The sequence below is a fragment of the Arthrobacter humicola genome (assembly GCF_039531445.1).
Classification (GTDB): Bacteria; Actinomycetota; Actinomycetes; order Actinomycetales; family Micrococcaceae; genus Arthrobacter; species Arthrobacter humicola.
This window is the reverse complement of the sequence record NZ_BAAAQB010000025.1, coordinates 293,215-308,824: the sequence shown is the minus strand read 5'-3', so window position 1 is coordinate 308,824 and position 15,610 is coordinate 293,215. Positions and strand designations below refer to the sequence as shown.

Below are 15,610 nucleotides of genomic sequence, written 5' to 3'. Positions count from 1 at the left end.
GGGACGCATAACAGAACGAATACGTCAGGAGTTTTTACGAAAAGACTCTTTCATACTTTGCGGGGATCCACTACCGTGGTGCGGGTGTCCGAACTTGTCTCGAAAGAATCCCCCGTGAGCAGCCCCTCTGATGCCGCTCCGCAGTACGTCATCACCGCCGAAAACCTCACCAAACGTTACGGCGACGTCACCGCCGTCGACGGCATCTCCTTCCGCGTCCCCGCCGGGGAAGCCTTCGGCCTGCTGGGCCCCAACGGCGCCGGGAAGTCCACCACGATGAAGATGATCGGCGGGGTCTCCCAGCGCACCTCCGGCAGCCTGAGCATCATGGGCCTGGACCCCGAGCATCACGGTCCGGAAGTCCGCGCCCACCTGGGCGTCGTCCCGCAACAGGACAACCTGGACGAGGAATTGAAAGTCCGGGACAACCTGCTGGTCTACGGCCGCTACTTCGGCCTTCCCATGAGCTACCTCAGGCGCAAAGCCGACGAGCTGCTCGAATTCGCCCAGCTCACGGACAAGGCCAACGCCAAGGTGGACGCCCTGTCCGGCGGCATGAAGCGGCGCCTGACGATCGCCCGCTCCCTCATCAACGAACCCCGGATCCTGCTGCTGGACGAGCCGACCACCGGCCTGGACCCGCAGGCGCGGCACATCCTCTGGGACCGGCTGTTCCGGCTCAAGGAACAGGGCGTCACCCTGATCCTCACGACCCACTACATGGATGAGGCCGAGCAGCTGTGCGACCGCCTGATCGTGGTGGACAAGGGCAAGATCATGGCCGAGGGCTCTCCGGCCAGCCTGATCCGCGACTACTCCACGCGGGAGGTGCTCGAACTGCGCTTCGGCTCGGACCGCAACGCGAGCGTCGGCGCGGAGCTCGAAGGCATCGGCGAACGCCTGGAGACCCTGCCGGACCGGGTGCTCATCTACGCCCATGACGGCGAGGCCGCCCTGGAGCAGGTCACCGCCCGGGGACTCCGGCCGGTCACCTCGCTGGTTCGCCGCTCTTCGCTGGAAGACGTCTTCCTGCGCCTGACCGGCAGGAGCCTCGTTGACTAAGCCAACGACGACGGCGACGCCCGCCCTCCGCGCCCACTCGCCGGAAGTCTCGGCCGCCCGTGCCCGCCGCTGGGGCGCCTTCTACTACGCCGAACAGGTCCTGCGTGTCATGAAGGGCTACGGCTGGACCATCGTTATGTACGGCGTGGGGCAGCCGGTGGCCTATCTGTTCGCGATGGGCGTCGGCCTCGCCACACTGGTCGAGGCCAACGGCGCCGGCGCCTTCGGCGGCGTCAGTTACCTGACGTTCATCGCGCCCGCCCTGCTGATCTCGGCCGCCGTCATGACGGCCGCCAACGAGTTCACCTTTCCGGTGATGGACGGCTTCAAGTGGCGGCGCGTCTACTACGGCCCGCACGCCTCGCCGCTGACGCCGGAGCAGATCGCCGGGGGCCAGGTCATCGCCGTCACCGTCCGGTTCCTGCTGCAGTCGGCCCTCTACTTCGCCGTCGTCGCCCTGTTCGGGGCCGCACCCGGCACCTGGGCCTGGGTGTCCATCCTCGTCGCCACGCTCGCCGGCCTGTCCTTCGGGCTGCCGCTTATGTCCTACGCGGCGACGATCCGGAATGACAGAGGCCAGTTCGCCATGGTCATGCGGTTCATCGTCATGCCGCTGTTCCTGTTCTCCGGCACGTTCTTCCCGCTGGACACGCTTCCGCTCGGCGTCCGCTGGATCGGCTGGATCTCGCCGATCTGGCACGGCACCGAACTTGGCCGCGTGGTCAGCTACGGCTACGAGGAAGAGCCGTGGCTCACGATCGTCCACCTGGTCTTCCTGCTGGGCCTCCCGGCCGCCGGCTGGGTCCTGTCCAAGCGCCAGTTCGCCAAAAGGATGGCCTCATGAGCGTTCTTACCGGAAGTTTCAATGCGGGGGACCACAGCGTCACGGACGCCGCACGCCGCCGGCGTTTCGGGCCCATGTACTCCCGCAACGTCCGCGCCGTCGTCGCCCGCGGGCTCATGGCCACCAAGAGCAGCAACTGGATGGTCATGGTCTCCGGGTTCTTCGAACCCGTGCTGTACCTGATCTCCATGGGTGTGGGCCTGGGCGCAATCGTGGGGTCCGTCCAGGGCCCCGGCGGGCAGGAGATCAGCTACGCCGCGTACATCGCGCCGGCACTGTTGGCGGTGTCCGCCATGAACGGCGCCGTCTACGACTCCACTTGGAACGTCTTCTTCAAGATGAACTTCGCCAAGCTGTATCAGGGCATGCTCTACACCTCGCTGGGGCCGCTGGATGTCGCCATGGGCGAGATCTTCCTGGCCCTCCTGCGCGGGTTCATGTACGCCACCGGCTTCACCGCCGTGATGGGCGTGATGGGCCTCCTCACCACGCCATGGGCCATCCTCATGATCCCGGCCTCGGTGCTGATTGCCTTCGGCTTCGCGAGCTTCGGCATGGGGGTGACGAGCTTCATGAAGACGTTCCAGCAGATGGACTGGATCAATTTCGTGATGCTGCCGATGTTCCTGTTTAGCGCCACGTTCTACCCGCTCAGCGTCTACCCGCAGTACATCCAGTGGCTCATCCAGGCCATGCCGCTGTGGCACGGCGTGGAACTGCTGCGCCAGATCAGCGTGGGCGTGTTCACCCCGGCCACCGCCGTGCACGTCGGCTACTACCTCGTCATGATCGCCCTCGGCGTCACGCTCACCACGGGCCGCCTGCGCCGGCTGTTCCTCACCTAAGGAGATCCCATGATCGGACAATGGCACGCACTCGTCATCGACTGCGAGAACCCGGACACGCTCGCAGGCTTCTACCAGGAGCTGCTGGGCATGATCCGGGTGCAGGAGGACCGGGACTGGATTTCGATCGGCGATGCCGCCGACCGTCCCGCCGTCGCCTTCCAGCGCGTGGACAGGCTGGTCCGGCCGCAGTGGCCCGACGCCGAGCACCCGCAGCAGATGCACGTGGATGTGAAAGTCACCGACCTCGACGCCGGCGAGGCCGAAGTCATCCGGCTCGGCGCTGCGCGCCTGGCAGGCGGCGGGGAATCCTTCCGGGTCTACACCGACCCCAGCGGCCACCCGTTCTGCCTGGTTCTTTCCTGAGTCGCCTGAACTGAACCGCCTGAACTGGGCCGCGTGGCCTGGGACCGCCTGAACTGGGCCGCGTGGCCTCAGCCGCGCCGTGCGGGGCGCCTCTCCGGGGCCGCTTCGCCTCTCTCCGCGGCGGGGGCGGCGTTCGCCCGGGGTGGAAGCGCCGCGGGCGGCCTGCCCCGTTTGCGATAATAGGCTCATGCAATCTCTGGGTAGCCCCGCGTCCTCGTCCACCACGGCCACGGGCCGGTTCTCCACGTTCCGCATCAGCGGGCCGGGGATGCTGGTCTTCATCATCGCGTTCACGGTCGCCGTGATCTTCGCGGCCAACCAGAACGACGTCGTGGGCTGGGTCGTGGCGATCATCGCCGGCGCCTGGCTGGCGCTGGCCTCGTTCGTGGTGTTCAGCATCCAGCGGGCCGCCAAGCGGGCCGCGGCCAGGCTCGACGAGGCCCAGAACGCCTTCAACGCCGCCACCGGGCGGGCGCCGACGGCCAGCAGCGTGGACCATGGCGGCACCCGCGTGGTCAGTGAAGGCCTCCCTGCGGAGAGCGTACGCGACATGAAGCTCGACCACTCCTTCAAGATCGTCCAGGTTCAGGTGCGCGTCGTCGAACAGGAGCGTGCCAAGGGCGAGGCCGCGGACCAGGACACGATCCGCCGGGCCCTGGAGACCATCGAGATCACCGCGACCAACGCACGGGACATGATCAAATCCTCGGCCGGCGGCGACGAACCCGTCAGCGGAACCATCATCGACTAGAGTGGATCGGGTGAGCTCGGCATTGAAGAAGGACCACCTTCGCATCGCATCAGTCAACGTCAACGGCCTGCGGGCCGCCTATAAGAAGGGTATGGCGGAATGGCTTGAACCGCGCGAAGTGGACATTCTGTGCCTCCAGGAGGTCCGCGCGCCCGATGCGATCGTCCAGGAGCTGCTCGGCGAGGGCTGGTTCATCCTGCACGCCGAGGCCGAGGCCAAAGGCCGGGCCGGCGTCGCCATCGCTTCGCGCGAAGAGCCGATTGCCACTCGGGTAGGCATCGGGGATGACTACTTTGCCACCACCGGACGCTGGGTCGAAGCCGACTACACCGCCCGCAACGCGGAGGGCGAGGCATCGCAGCTGACCGTCGTGAGCGCCTACGTGCACTCGGGCGAGGCCGGCACGCCCAAGCAGGATGACAAGTTCCGTTTCCTTGACGTCATGATCAAGCGACTGCCCGAACTCACCAAGCACAGCGACCACGCCCTCGTCGTCGGTGACCTCAACGTCGGCCACACGGAGCTGGACATCAAGAACTGGAAGGGCAACGTCAAACGTGCCGGCTTCCTGCCGGAGGAGAGGGCGTATTTTGACCGCTTCTTCGGCGAGGAAATCGGCTGGAAGGATGTTCACAGGGGCCTGGCGGGTAACGTCGACGGCCCCTACACTTGGTGGTCGCAACGGGGCCAGGCCTTCGACAACGACACCGGCTGGCGCATCGACTACCACATGGCCACGCCCGCTCTCGCTGCTGCCGCAGTGTCAGCCGTTGTTGACCGGGCATCGTCCTGGGACACACGCTTCTCCGACCACGCCCCGCTGGTAGTGGACTACCGGCTCTAGTTTTAAGGCTTCCACGAATGACCTCTACTTCCACTGTGACCGACGCCGGCGTCGCTCCTGACCCTGAGACAGCCGCCGGCAAAGCCGCTCCGGCTACCACCGGGGCCCGGCACCGCATCCTCTCGGGCATGCAGCCCTCCGCGGACTCCCTGCACCTGGGCAACTACCTCGGAGCCCTCGTGAACTGGGTCCGGATGCAGGATGAGTACGACGCCGTCTTCTTCATCCCGGACCTCCATGCGATCACCGTTCCGCAGGACCCCGCCGAGCTGGCGCACCGCACCCGGGTCACGGCCGCGCAGTACATTGCCGGCGGCGTGGACGTGGACAAGTGCACGCTGTTCGTCCAGTCCCAGGTGCCGGAGCACGCCCAGTTGGCGTGGGTCCTGAACTGCATCACGGGTTTCGGCGAGGCGTCCCGGATGACCCAGTTCAAGGACAAGGCCCACAAACAGGGCTCAGACCAGGCCAGCGTCGGCCTGTTCACGTACCCCATCCTGCAAGCCGCGGACATCCTGCTGTACCAGCCGCACGGTGTCCCCGTGGGCGAGGACCAGCGCCAGCACGTCGAACTGAGCCGTGACCTCGCCCAGCGGTTCAATACCCGTTTCGGCCAGACGTTCACGGTGCCGCAGCCCTTCATCCAGAAGGAATCCGCGAAGATCTACGATCTGCAGCACCCCACTGCCAAGATGTCCAAGTCGGCGGAGTCGCCTGCAGGCCTGATCAACCTGCTCGACGATCCCAAGGTCACCGCCAAACGGATCAAGTCGGCCGTGACGGACGCGGAGACCGAAATCCGGTTCGACCGCGAGGCCAAGCCGGGCGTGTCCAACCTCCTGACCATCTATTCGGCGATCACCGGGCAATCCGTTGACGCCCTGGTCGGCGCCTATGAGGGCAAGATGTACGGTCACCTCAAGGTGGACCTCGCCGAGGTGGTCACCGAGCACCTGACGCCGATCCGGAACCGCGCCAATGAGCTGCTGGACGATCCCGCGGAGCTGGACCGGCTGCTGGCACTCGGCGCGGACAAGGCCCGCGAGATCGCCTCGGTCACCCTGCGCGACGTCTACTCCAAGGTGGGCTTCCTGCCCTACGCCGGCGCCCACGGAGTCCGCTAGGTCAATGTCCTCCGTCAGCAAAGTCACCGCGAAAGCCGCAACGTCAAACGGGCAGGCACGCAGCGAAGGCATTAGCATCGGCGTGATCCTGAGGTTCCCGGCGGACATCGCCGAGGAGCTTCAGCGCTGGCGGGCGTCCTTCGGGGACCCGATGGCCTCCGTCGTCCCGGCCCACATCACGCTGGTCACCACCACCATGACGCAGGACTGGGACGCGACCTGCGCCCATGTCCGGGACGTGGCCCGCCGGCAGGAGCCGTTCACGGTGACCATCGCGGGGACCGGGTCTTTCCGCCCGGTGTCCCCGGTGGTCTTCCTGAACGTGGAGGACGGCTTCGGCGAATGCGTGAACCTGCACCGTCAGCTGCAGTCCGGTCCCCTGGAACGGGAGTTGCCCTTCGACTACCACCCGCACGTGACCGTGGCCCACGACGTCGCCCCGGAAAGCCTCGATGAGGCCGAAACGGTCCTGAAGGATTACTCGGCCACGTTCCCGGTGGCTAGCATGGGACTTTACGAGCACGATGACAACGGCATCTGGCAGCTACGGGAAGAGCTTGACTTTGGGACCAAACTCGACGACGACAGAGGCCAGGACGGCACCGCAGACGCCCGCTAAGCCGCCGCTTCCCACCGACCTGGCCGGGCTGAAGCTGGAAGTGATCCGGAAAAGGGTCGACTGGGGCCGGGTACGACGCTCCGGCGGCGGATGGATTGCTTCGCTCATGGCGATGGTGGCATGGCTGCTGGCCAAGGTCAACGCGCTGCTGCCCGTGCGGGCCTACACGCACTACCTCCGCCAGCGCGGCCCGTTGTTAAGTGCCGGCATCGGGTTCCGGATGTTTTTCTCCGTCACGGGTCTGTTGGCCACCGGATTCTCCATTGCCGGCCTCGTCCTCAGCGGACATCCGGCCCTGCTGGACACGATCATCAGGAGCGTGGACGCCGCCGCGCCCGGCCTGTTGCAGGTCGACGGCAGCGCGGGGCTGGTTGATCCCTACCAGCTGCTGAACCCTGCCAGCCTCGGCTGGGCCGCCGGGATTGCCGCCATCGTCACGGTATTCACCTCCCTGGGCTGGATCAGCGGCATCCGCGACGGTGTGCGGGGCATGATGCGGCTCGGGCCGCTAGTGATGAATCCGATCCTGCAGATACTCAAGGACGTCGGCACGCTGCTCCTGATGGGCGTGGCCCTGGTGGTCAGCTCGGCAGTCTCCCTGATATTCGGCACGGCGGCTGGGTGGGTGGCCCAGCAACTGGGCCTGGACCCGGTAGTGGCCGGGCCTTTGACGACGTCCATCACAATCCTCGTGCCGCTGCTGCTCGGCTGGGGCACCGCCCTGATCATGTACCGGGTGGCCGCAGGGCTGAAACCGGCCCGCCGCTCACTGCTCGAGGGGACCACCCTCGCCGCGGTAGGCGCCACCGTGCTGCAGATCTTCAGCACCCAGCTGCTGGCCAGTGCCGGGAAGAACCCGATTCTGGCGCCTTTCGCCATCATCATCGGCCTGCTGATCTGGTTCAACCTGGTGAGCCAGGTTTACGTGTTCTGCGCCGCGTGGGTGGCGATCCGGGAGGAAGACCTTAAATCGCAGCCCGTCTCGACGGCTACCGGGTGGGGCGCCCGGCGGGTCCAGCCCGGCAAAACACCGGTGGAGTCGCCGGCTGAGCCGCGGGCACGCCGCAGGGCACTGCCCGCCGTGTTCAGGCGTCGAGGTACTGGTCGGCCCACGCCGAAATAATCTTCGCGGCACGCGCCGCCTGCCCCTTACCCGTCAGGAGGTGGTCGCTGCCCTCCAGCGAGACGAAGCTGCGCGGGTGGCGTGCGGTGCGGAAGATGGTGCTGGCGTTTTCGATCCCCACCGTGTTGTCGGTAGGGGAGTGCAGCACCATGAGCGGCTTGTGCAGCTGCCGGATGCAGTCCGTCAGGTCCGCGTTTTCCAGATCCTCGACGAAGTGACGCCGGATCTCCACACGCTTGCCGCCAAGATCCACCTCGGCGCTTCCCTCCTCCAGGATCCGGTCCAGCGCCGCGTCAAAGACGTGGGCAACGTGCTTGGGCGAGAACGGGGCGCCCACCGTGGCAACAGCCTTGAGCTCCGGAATCTGCCGTGCCGCGGACAGGACGGCAGCGCCGCCGAACGAATGTCCCACCAGCAACGACACCCGCCGACCCGAGTCCCGCATGAACTCGGCGGCCTTGACGGTGTCGGCCACCTTGTGGCTGAACGAGCCCTCCGACCACATCCCCGCCGACTCGCCGAGCCCCAGGTTGTCGAACCGGAGCATGCCCACGCCGTTGTCCGCCAGGGCCTTGCACATCCGCGACGCCGAGGGGCTGTCCTTGCCCAGGGTGAAGCCGTGCGAGAACACGCCCCAGCCCTTCACCGGGCCTTCGGGCAGGTCCACAACGCCGGAGAGCAGTTCGCCGGTGGAACCCTGGAACGAGACTTTTTCTGAACGGGACACGGTGTCCCCTTTCGTGTGAGCGCCGAAGACGACGACGGCGCCCCCACCCATAAGGTGAGAGGCGCCGTCGTCGTGTTTCTCTTGGTTCTGGAGGAGTCGCTAGACCTTGCGGGACAGGATGGCCTGCTTGACCTCGGCGATGGCCTGAGTCACCTGGATGCCGCGCGGGCACGCTTCGGTGCAGTTGAAGGTGGTGCGGCAGCGCCACACGCCTTCCTTGTCGTTGAGGATCTCCAGGCGCATGTCGCCGGCGTCATCACGGGAATCGAAGATGAAGCGGTGCGCGTTGACGATTGCCGCAGGGCCGAAGTACTGGCCGTCGGTCCAGAACACCGGGCAGGACGAGGTGCACGCGGCGCACAGGATGCACTTGGTGGTGTCGTCGAACCGCTCGCGGTCCTCGGCCGACTGCAGGCGTTCCTTGGTGGGCTCGTGGCCGCGGTTGATCAGGAAGGGCATGACTTCGCGGAAGGACTGGAAGAAGGGCTCCATGTCCACGATCAGGTCCTTCTCCACCGGCAGGCCCTTGATCGGCTCGACCGTGATGGGCTTGGACGTGTCCAGGTCCTTCAGCAGGGTCTTGCAGGCGAGGCGGTTGCGGCCGTTGATGCGCATGGCATCGGAGCCGCAGACACCGTGGGCGCAGGAGCGGCGGAAGGAGACGCTGCCGTCCATCTCCCACTTGATCTTGTGCAGGGCGTCCAGCACGCGGTCCGTGCCGTACATGGTGACCTTGAAGTCATCCCACGTGGCGTCCTCGGAGACCTCGGGGTTGTAGCGGCGCACGCGCAGCGTGACGTCAAAGGACGGGATTTCCCCGCCCCCGCCGACGCCGGCGGGCAGTTCGATCTTGGATGCTGGCTCAGCGAGTTCAGCGCTCATCTTAGTACTTCCTCACCATCGGCTCGTAGCGCGTAAAGACCACCGGTTTGGTGGCAAGCCGGATGCCGGCAATAGCCTCGGCAGAACCATCCGCCGGAGCATGCTCATCCTTGTACGCCATGGAGTGCTTCATGAATTTTTCGTCGTCGCGCTCGGGGAAGTCCTCACGGAAGTGTCCGCCGCGGGACTCCTCGCGGTGCAGGGCCGCCACGGTCATGACTTTGGCAAGCTCCAGCAGGAAGCCCAGTTCCACGGCCTCGAGCAGGTCCAGGTTGAAGCGCTTGCCCTTGTCCTGGACGCTGATGCGCTGGTACCGCTCCTCGAAGGACGCGATGTCCTTCAGGACCTGGTTCAGGGTATCGGCGGTGCGGAACACCTGCATGTTGGCATCCATGGTGTCCTGCAGTTCCTTGCGGATCGCAGCGACCTTCTCGGTGCCGTTTGAGGTGCGGACGTGGTCCAGCAGGTTCAGCGTGTACGCCTCCGGATCGGCCGGGAGCTCCACGAAGTCCGCGGTCTTGGCGTATTCGGCGGCGGCGATGCCGGCGCGCTTGCCGAACACGTTGATGTCCAGCAGCGAGTTGGTGCCCAGGCGGTTGGAGCCGTGGACGGAGACGCAGGCGACCTCGCCGGCGGCGTAGAGGCCCGGAACCACGGTGTCGTTGTCCTGGAGGACCTCGGCGCTGATGTTCGTGGGGATGCCGCCCATGGCGTAGTGCGCCGTCGGGAACACCGGGACCGGCTCCGTGTACGGCTCCACACCCAGGTAGGTGCGGGCGAACTCGGTGATGTCCGGCAGCTTGGCGTCGATGTGCGCGGGCTCAAGGTGGGTCAGGTCCAACAGGACGTAGTCCTTGTTCGGGCCGCAGCCGCGTCCCTCGCGGACTTCGTTGGCCATGGAACGGGCCACGATGTCGCGCGGGGCGAGGTCCTTGATGGTGGGCGCGTAACGCTCCATGAAGCGTTCGCCCTCGGAGTTGCGCAGGATGGCGCCTTCGCCGCGGGCGGCCTCGGAGAGCAGGATGCCCAGCCCGGCAAGGCCTGTCGGGTGGAACTGGAAGAACTCCATGTCCTCCAGCGGGATGCCCCGGCGGAACGCGATGCCCATGCCGTCACCGGTGAGGGTGTGGGCGTTGGACGTGGTCTTGAAGACCTTGCCGGCGCCGCCGGAGGCGAACACCACGGACTTGGCCTGGAAGACGTGCAGTTCGCCGGAGGCGAGGTCGTAGGACACGACGCCGGCAACGCGCTTCTGCTTGTACGGGGTGCCGTCCTCGCGGACCGCGTCTTCCTCGACGGTCAGCAGGTCCAGCACGTAGTACTCGTTGTAGAACTCAACGTTGTGCTTGACGCAGTTTTGGTACAGGGTCTGCAGGATCATGTGTCCGGTGCGGTCCGCGGCGTAGCAGGCGCGGCGGACCGGTGCCTTGCCGTGGTCGCGGGTGTGGCCGCCGAAACGACGCTGGTCAATGCGGCCCTCGGGCGTGCGGTTGAACGGCAGGCCCATCTTCTCCAGGTCCAGGACGGCGTCGATCGCTTCCTTCGCCATGACCTCGGCGGCGTCCTGGTCAACCAGGTAGTCGCCGCCCTTGATGGTGTCGAAGGTGTGCCACTCCCAGTTGTCTTCCTCGACGTTGGCCAGGGCCGCACACATGCCGCCCTGCGCCGCGCCGGTGTGGGACCGCGTGGGGTAGAGCTTGGTCAATACTGCTGTTCGGGCGCGCTGACCTGATTCGATCGCCGCGCGCATCCCGGCGCCACCGGCACCGACGATCACGACGTCGTACTTATGGACCTGCATACCAGACGCTCTTTCTCTCAAAATTCGCTATAACCTACCGGCAGGTTCGCGCCTGTCCGGTGAAGTCTCGTGCAATCTGCGCCTGCGCTCGGCAGGCAAGATCAGTTGCCGTGACGGACCGTCCCTGCCCGCGGGGGCAGCGATCCGCGGCGGCTCCGCTGTTATGGCTGAGCCGTGGCGGCTGCGCCCCTAAGGTGCGGGGCAGAATCCGCCGGGAAGCTGGACGCCGTGGACCACGGGGCACGGGTCGAACGTGAAGATGACCAGGGTGCCCAGGATGATGATGACGGTGGTGGCCGCGTAGAGCACGATCTTCAGCCAGAGACGCGTGGCGTCCCTCTCGGCGTAGTCATTGATGATCGTGCGGACACCGTTGGTGCCGTGCAGCATGGCGAGCCACAGCATGGCCAGGTCCCAGAACTGCCAGAACGGGTCGGCCCACTTGCCGGCCACAAAGCCGAAGTCGATCGCGTGGATGCCCTCGCCGACCAGCAGGTTGACGGTCAGGTGACCGAAGATCAGCACCACCAGCACGACGCCGGAGAGCCGCATGAAAAGCCATGCGAGCATCTCGAAGTTGCCCTTGGACCCGCCGCTGCGGCGGTACTTGGGCTGGATCTTTCCGCTGCGCGGACTCTGAATGGTTGCAGTCATGGCTTAGTGACCTCCAAGGGCGAGGGACAGGTGGCGGATCGCGAAGCCGGCCATGACAACGACCCAGAGGCCCAGGACCGTCCAGAGCATCTGACGCTGGTACTTGGCACCCTTCTTCCAGAAGTCGACGGCGATAATCCGCAGGCCGTTGAAGGCGTGGAACACGATCGCTGCGACAAGGCCCGTTTCACCCAGGGCCATGAGGGGGTTCTTGTAGGCGCCAATCACGGCGGTGTAGGCCTCGGGGGACACACGCACCAATGAGGTGTCCAGCACGTGGACCAACAAGAAGAAGAAAATCACTACACCGGTAATGCGGTGTCCAACCCAGGACCACATGCCTTCACGGCCGCGGTACAAGGTGCCAGCTGGTTTTGTCGGCACTGAATAAACCTCCCTGCAACACAGCGGCGCTGGCATGGGATCCACGCGGGGGGAACGCCTGCTGCGAGAGCACTCGTAAGCTCAAGCCTAAATCTAGGCTTCGCTCACAGCTTATTCAATTTAGGGACAGGTTGTTGACAAGCCCCGGCGCGGTTTTTCGTCTCTTTTGAGACGAACGCCACATTCGGCTGCGGCTGCGGCCGTGACCGCGGCCCCGACTGCGGGGGCCGAAGGGGCGGGATTCCTTCCCGTTCGGGGGTGATGTGGCCGCCGTCGGCTAAAGTAGCGGTGATGACTACAGACAAAGTGACAAGCCAGGATTCACCGCTGGACCGTTTTATTGCGGTCATTCCGGCGGGCGGGGTGGGGACCCGTCTTTGGCCCCTGTCACGGGCAGCGGCCCCCAAGTTCCTCCATGACCTGACCGGTTCAGGCAGCACTTTGCTGCGCGCGACCTACGACCGCCTCCAGCCCGTCGCCGGCAAGCACGTGCTGGTGGTGACCGGTGCCGCCCACCGGGCCGCCGTGTGCCGCCAGCTGCCTGAGGTCCTGGAAGCCGACCTCGTCCTGGAAAGCGAGCCCAAGGACTCCGGCGCGGCCATCGGCCTCGCCGCGGCCATTCTCCATGAGCGGGATCCGGACACCATCATGGGCTCGTTCGCCGCGGACCAGGTCATCAGCCCGGACGCGCTCTTCCAGGATGCCGTCCGCGAGGCCGTCTACACCGCGGCTGCGGGGAAGATCGTCACCATCGGCATCAAGCCCACCCACCCGTCCACCGGATTCGGCTACATCCGCTCCGGCGCGAACCTCAACATCCCCGACGCCCCCAGCGCGCAGTCCGTGGTGGAGTTCGTAGAGAAGCCCAGCGAGGAAGTGGCCCAGCAGTACGTTGACAGCGGCGAATACGTCTGGAACGCCGGAATGTTCGTTGCGCCGGTCTCGCTGATGCTCAAGCACCTCGAAGCCAACCAGCCCGAGCTCTTCGCCGGACTGCAGGAAATCGCCAAGGCCTGGGACACCCCGGAGCGCGACGCCGTCACTGCCCGGGTCTGGCCCACCCTGCCCAAGATCGCCATTGACTATGCGGTCGCCGAACCGGCCGCGGCCGCGGGCGACGTCGCCGTGGTGCCCGGAACGTTCCGCTGGGACGACGTCGGGGACTTTGCCTCCGTGGGCCGGCTCAACAGCGCCAAGGAAGTCGACGAAGTCACGGTGCTGGGTGAAGGCGCACGCGTTTTCACCGAGAACGCCAGCGGTGTGGTGGTCTCCGATACCAAGCGGGTGATCGCCCTCATCGGCATCAAGGACGTCGTGATCGTGGACACCCCGGACGCTCTGCTGGTCACCACGAAGGAACACTCGCAGCGGGTCAAGCAGGCAGTGGACGCCATCAAGGCCAAGGGCGACACCGACGTCCTGTAGGCTCGCGGGCGGCTTTTCGGCCATCCCGCGTTCAGCAAACCGTAACGCGCCGTACGCGATGCCGCTATTCGTTGTCGGCTGGATAGAGTTGTTCCGTGCGCAACTACTCTACTGAAGCTGAGCCCACGACTCTCGTGGGGCCGTGGCTGGAGCCCCTCCTGCCGGAGCTGATCGCTTTCCGCCGCGACCTCCATGCGCACCCCGAGCTGTCGTTCAAGGAATTCCGCACCACCGACAAGCTCGCGAAGCGGCTTGAGGAAGCCGGGCTCAAGCCCCGGCGCCTTGAGGGAACCGGCCTGACGGTCGACGTCGGACAGGGGCCCATTGCCACGGCGCTGCGCGGTGACATTGACGCCCTGCCGATCATCGAGGAAACGGGCCTTGAGTTCGCGTCGAAGAACCACGGCGTGACCCACGCCTGCGGCCACGACGTCCACACCACCACCATGCTCGGCATCGCCCTGGTCCTGCAGCGCATGCATGAGCAGTCCCCGCTGCGCGGCACCGTCCGGATCATCTTCCAGCCTGCCGAGGAGACGATGCCCGGCGGCGCCACCTCGTGCATCGAACAGGGTGTACTCGAGGGCGTGCCGCGCATTCTTGCGCTGCACTGCGATCCCCGGATCGAGGTCGGCAAGATCGGCACCCGGATCGGGGCCATCACCTCCGCTTCGGACACCATCAAGATTGAACTCTCCGGCCGCGGCGGACACACCTCGCGCCCGCACCTGACCGAGGAACTGGTCTTCGCCCTCGCGCAGATCGCGGTCAACGTTCCCGCCGTCCTGTCCCGCCGCGTCGATGTCCGCAGCGGCGTATCGGTGGTCTGGGGACAGATCTCGGCAGGCTCGGCCCCGAACGCCATCCCCGGTAGCGGCTACATGGCCGGCACCATGCGGTGCCTGGACCGTGACGCCTGGCACGATGCCGGTGAGCTGCTCGACGAGGTCGTCCGGCAGATCGCCGAGCCGTACGGCGTCGACGTCCACCTTGAGCACACCCGCGGCGTGCCGCCGGTGGTCAACTCCGAGCACGAGACCGCGCTGATCGAGGCCGCCGCCCGCGCCGAAATCGGCGAGGGCGCCGTCGTCCTGACCCCGCAGTCCATGGGCGGGGAGGACTTTGCCTGGTTCCTGGCCGAGACCCCCGGCGCCATGATGCGCCTCGGCACCAAGACCCCCGGCGGAGAAGAGTACGACCTCCACCGCGGCGACTACATTCTCGATGAGCGGGCCCTCGGCCTCGGCATCCAGGTGCTCACGGCGGCGGCCCTGCGCACCATCCGCGACCTCTAACCCGGCCCCGCTCGGTCCGGACCTCCGCGGTGCCCGCCGTGCGGGGGTTTCCCCACCTCTGGCGGCACGACGCCGGGACGCGCCGGGCGTTCGGGCCGACACGGCGTCGGCGCCCGGCGAACATGGGGAAATTCGGCGACTCCGGTATTGGCATCGATGTCCCATTGCTGATCGGCGGCACGGTTGGAGTCTCCACAATTCAGTTGTGCACAATTGAATTGTGCGCAACTGAATTGTGGAGTAGGGTAAAGCTATGACCACGCCAGAAGGGGCCCGCCCGCACGGGTCCGAAGCGCTCCGCCTGAATCGGCAGGTGTGCTTTGCCATGTACTCGGCCTCCCGCGCCGCCACGGCCGCCTACCGGCCCATGCTGGAGGAGCTCGGCCTGACCTACCCGCAGTACCTCGCCATGCTGGTGCTGTGGGAAGCGGAGCCGCGCAGCGTCCGTGAACTGGGGGAGGAGCTCGGGCTCGACTCCGGGACACTCTCGCCGCTGCTCAAGCGGCTCGAAGCCCTCGGCCTCGTCCGGCGCCGCCGGTCCGCCGAAGACGAGCGCCGCGTGGAGATCTTCCTGACCGACGCCGGGTCCGCGCTAAGCGCCAAAGCCAGTGGCATCCCGCAACGGCTCGCCGACGCCGCCGGCCTCACGCCGGCCGAACTCGACCAGCTGCGCGAAACCCTGGGCCGGCTGGCCAGTGCACTCCAGGCCTCCCACTGAGATCACCCCGGCAGACGCGTCCGACGTCGAAATCGCCGGTGGCGTGCCGTCTCGCCGGAAGTCCACGGCGACTCCGCTGGCTTCCGGCGAGTTCCCCGCTGGAGTCCTTTTGTCTCAACCACTTTGTCCCGCCGACAGAACGGAAA

The 15,610-nt window shown here is 66.4% G+C and carries 17 protein-coding genes; 12 read left to right on the top strand and 5 right to left on the bottom strand.

Going from position 1 to position 15,610, the window contains the following annotated elements:
- Window positions 1–114 precede the first annotated feature (114 nt).
- From ABD243_RS08610 to ABD243_RS08570, 9 genes are all read left to right on the top strand, one after another.
- The gene (locus ABD243_RS08610; protein WP_344364294.1) at window positions 115–1,062 is read left to right on the top strand and encodes an ABC transporter ATP-binding protein; all 948 of its coding nucleotides are present in this window, start codon (window positions 115–117) and stop codon (window positions 1,060–1,062) included.
- A complete protein-coding gene (locus ABD243_RS08605; protein ID WP_344364291.1) occupies window positions 1,055–1,906 on the top strand; it encodes an ABC transporter permease in 852 nt (283 codons plus the stop codon). The genes ABD243_RS08610 and ABD243_RS08605 overlap by 8 nt, the downstream gene beginning before the upstream one ends.
- Complete coding sequence (locus ABD243_RS08600) at window positions 1,903–2,751, top strand: ABC transporter permease (RefSeq protein WP_344364289.1); 849 nt, start codon at window positions 1,903–1,905, stop codon at window positions 2,749–2,751. The genes ABD243_RS08605 and ABD243_RS08600 overlap by 4 nt, the downstream gene beginning before the upstream one ends.
- Window positions 2,752–2,760: 9 nt before the next feature.
- Window positions 2,761–3,117: a VOC family protein gene (locus tag ABD243_RS08595; protein WP_344364288.1), complete on the top strand. Its 357-nt coding sequence runs from the start codon at window positions 2,761–2,763 to the stop codon at window positions 3,115–3,117.
- A gap of 187 nt (window positions 3,118–3,304) precedes the next feature.
- The gene (locus tag ABD243_RS08590; protein WP_344364286.1) at window positions 3,305–3,868 is read left to right on the top strand and encodes a hypothetical protein; all 564 of its coding nucleotides are present in this window, start codon (window positions 3,305–3,307) and stop codon (window positions 3,866–3,868) included.
- A 10-nt stretch (window positions 3,869–3,878) separates the two neighbouring features.
- On the top strand, window positions 3,879–4,712 hold the full coding sequence (locus tag ABD243_RS08585) for an exodeoxyribonuclease III (RefSeq protein WP_344364284.1): 834 nt from the start codon (window positions 3,879–3,881) through the stop codon (window positions 4,710–4,712).
- A gap of 17 nt (window positions 4,713–4,729) precedes the next feature.
- Window positions 4,730–5,836, top strand: a complete 1,107-nt coding sequence (trpS, locus tag ABD243_RS08580) for a tryptophan--tRNA ligase (RefSeq protein WP_344364282.1) — start codon at window positions 4,730–4,732, stop codon at window positions 5,834–5,836.
- A 4-nt stretch (window positions 5,837–5,840) separates the two neighbouring features.
- On the top strand, window positions 5,841–6,455 hold the full coding sequence (locus tag ABD243_RS08575) for a 2'-5' RNA ligase family protein (protein WP_116765972.1): 615 nt from the start codon (window positions 5,841–5,843) through the stop codon (window positions 6,453–6,455).
- On the top strand, window positions 6,400–7,578 hold the full coding sequence (locus ABD243_RS08570; RefSeq protein WP_344364412.1) for a YihY/virulence factor BrkB family protein: 1,179 nt from the start codon (window positions 6,400–6,402) through the stop codon (window positions 7,576–7,578). The genes ABD243_RS08575 and ABD243_RS08570 overlap by 56 nt, the downstream gene beginning before the upstream one ends.
- On the opposite strand, the gene ABD243_RS08565 is transcribed toward ABD243_RS08570, so the two are convergent.
- The 5 genes from ABD243_RS08565 to sdhC all read right to left on the bottom strand — a co-directional run bounded on the left by ABD243_RS08565 (window position 7,541) and on the right by sdhC (window position 12,026).
- Window positions 7,541–8,305: an alpha/beta hydrolase family protein gene (locus ABD243_RS08565; RefSeq protein WP_116765974.1), complete on the bottom strand. Its 765-nt coding sequence runs from the start codon at window positions 8,303–8,305 to the stop codon at window positions 7,541–7,543. The genes ABD243_RS08570 and ABD243_RS08565 overlap by 38 nt on opposite strands.
- 99 nt (window positions 8,306–8,404) lie before the next feature.
- Window positions 8,405–9,187 carry a succinate dehydrogenase iron-sulfur subunit gene (locus ABD243_RS08560; RefSeq protein WP_026537821.1) on the bottom strand — a complete coding sequence of 261 codons (783 nt, stop codon included), beginning with the start codon at window positions 9,185–9,187 and terminating at the stop codon, window positions 8,405–8,407.
- Between the two features lies 1 nt (window position 9,188).
- Window positions 9,189–10,988 carry a succinate dehydrogenase flavoprotein subunit gene (gene sdhA, locus ABD243_RS08555; RefSeq protein WP_344364279.1) on the bottom strand — a complete coding sequence of 600 codons (1,800 nt, stop codon included), beginning with the start codon at window positions 10,986–10,988 and terminating at the stop codon, window positions 9,189–9,191.
- Window positions 10,989–11,177: 189 nt separating this feature from the next.
- A complete protein-coding gene (locus tag ABD243_RS08550) occupies window positions 11,178–11,642 on the bottom strand; it encodes a succinate dehydrogenase hydrophobic membrane anchor subunit (protein WP_091250877.1) in 465 nt (154 codons plus the stop codon).
- Between the two features lie 3 nt (window positions 11,643–11,645).
- Entirely contained in the window at window positions 11,646–12,026 is a 381-nt protein-coding gene (gene sdhC / locus ABD243_RS08545) for a succinate dehydrogenase, cytochrome b556 subunit (protein ID WP_091250876.1), read from the bottom strand.
- A gap of 291 nt (window positions 12,027–12,317) precedes the next feature.
- Here sdhC and ABD243_RS08540 point away from each other — a divergent pair, with 291 nt between their 5' ends.
- The 3 genes from ABD243_RS08540 (at window position 12,318) to ABD243_RS08530 (ending at window position 15,464) form a co-directional block, all read left to right on the top strand.
- Window positions 12,318–13,451: a mannose-1-phosphate guanylyltransferase gene (locus ABD243_RS08540; RefSeq protein WP_116765976.1), complete on the top strand. Its 1,134-nt coding sequence runs from the start codon at window positions 12,318–12,320 to the stop codon at window positions 13,449–13,451.
- A gap of 95 nt (window positions 13,452–13,546) precedes the next feature.
- A complete protein-coding gene (locus tag ABD243_RS08535) occupies window positions 13,547–14,746 on the top strand; it encodes an amidohydrolase (RefSeq protein WP_116765977.1) in 1,200 nt (399 codons plus the stop codon).
- 253 nt (window positions 14,747–14,999) lie between these two features.
- The gene (locus ABD243_RS08530; RefSeq protein WP_344364269.1) at window positions 15,000–15,464 is read left to right on the top strand and encodes a MarR family winged helix-turn-helix transcriptional regulator; all 465 of its coding nucleotides are present in this window, start codon (window positions 15,000–15,002) and stop codon (window positions 15,462–15,464) included.
- The last annotated feature ends 146 nt before the right edge of the window (window positions 15,465–15,610 follow it).

Excerpts from the sequence above, each read along its gene's own strand:
- ABD243_RS08600 (WP_344364289.1), top strand. The coding sequence starts at position 1,903 with ATGAGCGTTCTTACCGGAAGTTTCAATGCGGGGGACCACAGCGTCACG.
- ABD243_RS08595 (WP_344364288.1), top strand. The coding sequence starts at position 2,761 with ATGATCGGACAATGGCACGCACTCGTCATCGACTGCGAGAACCCGGAC.
- ABD243_RS08590 (WP_344364286.1), top strand. The coding sequence starts at position 3,305 with ATGCAATCTCTGGGTAGCCCCGCGTCCTCGTCCACCACGGCCACGGGC.
- trpS (WP_344364282.1), top strand. The coding sequence starts at position 4,730 with ATGACCTCTACTTCCACTGTGACCGACGCCGGCGTCGCTCCTGACCCT.
- ABD243_RS08575 (WP_116765972.1), top strand. The coding sequence starts at position 5,841 with ATGTCCTCCGTCAGCAAAGTCACCGCGAAAGCCGCAACGTCAAACGGG.
- ABD243_RS08560 (WP_026537821.1), bottom strand. The coding sequence starts at position 9,187 with ATGAGCGCTGAACTCGCTGAGCCAGCATCCAAGATCGAACTGCCCGCC.
- sdhA (WP_344364279.1), bottom strand. The coding sequence starts at position 10,988 with ATGCAGGTCCATAAGTACGACGTCGTGATCGTCGGTGCCGGTGGCGCC.
- ABD243_RS08550 (WP_091250877.1), bottom strand. The coding sequence starts at position 11,642 with ATGACTGCAACCATTCAGAGTCCGCGCAGCGGAAAGATCCAGCCCAAG.
- ABD243_RS08540 (WP_116765976.1), top strand. The coding sequence starts at position 12,318 with ATGACTACAGACAAAGTGACAAGCCAGGATTCACCGCTGGACCGTTTT.
- ABD243_RS08530 (WP_344364269.1), top strand. The coding sequence starts at position 15,000 with ATGACCACGCCAGAAGGGGCCCGCCCGCACGGGTCCGAAGCGCTCCGC.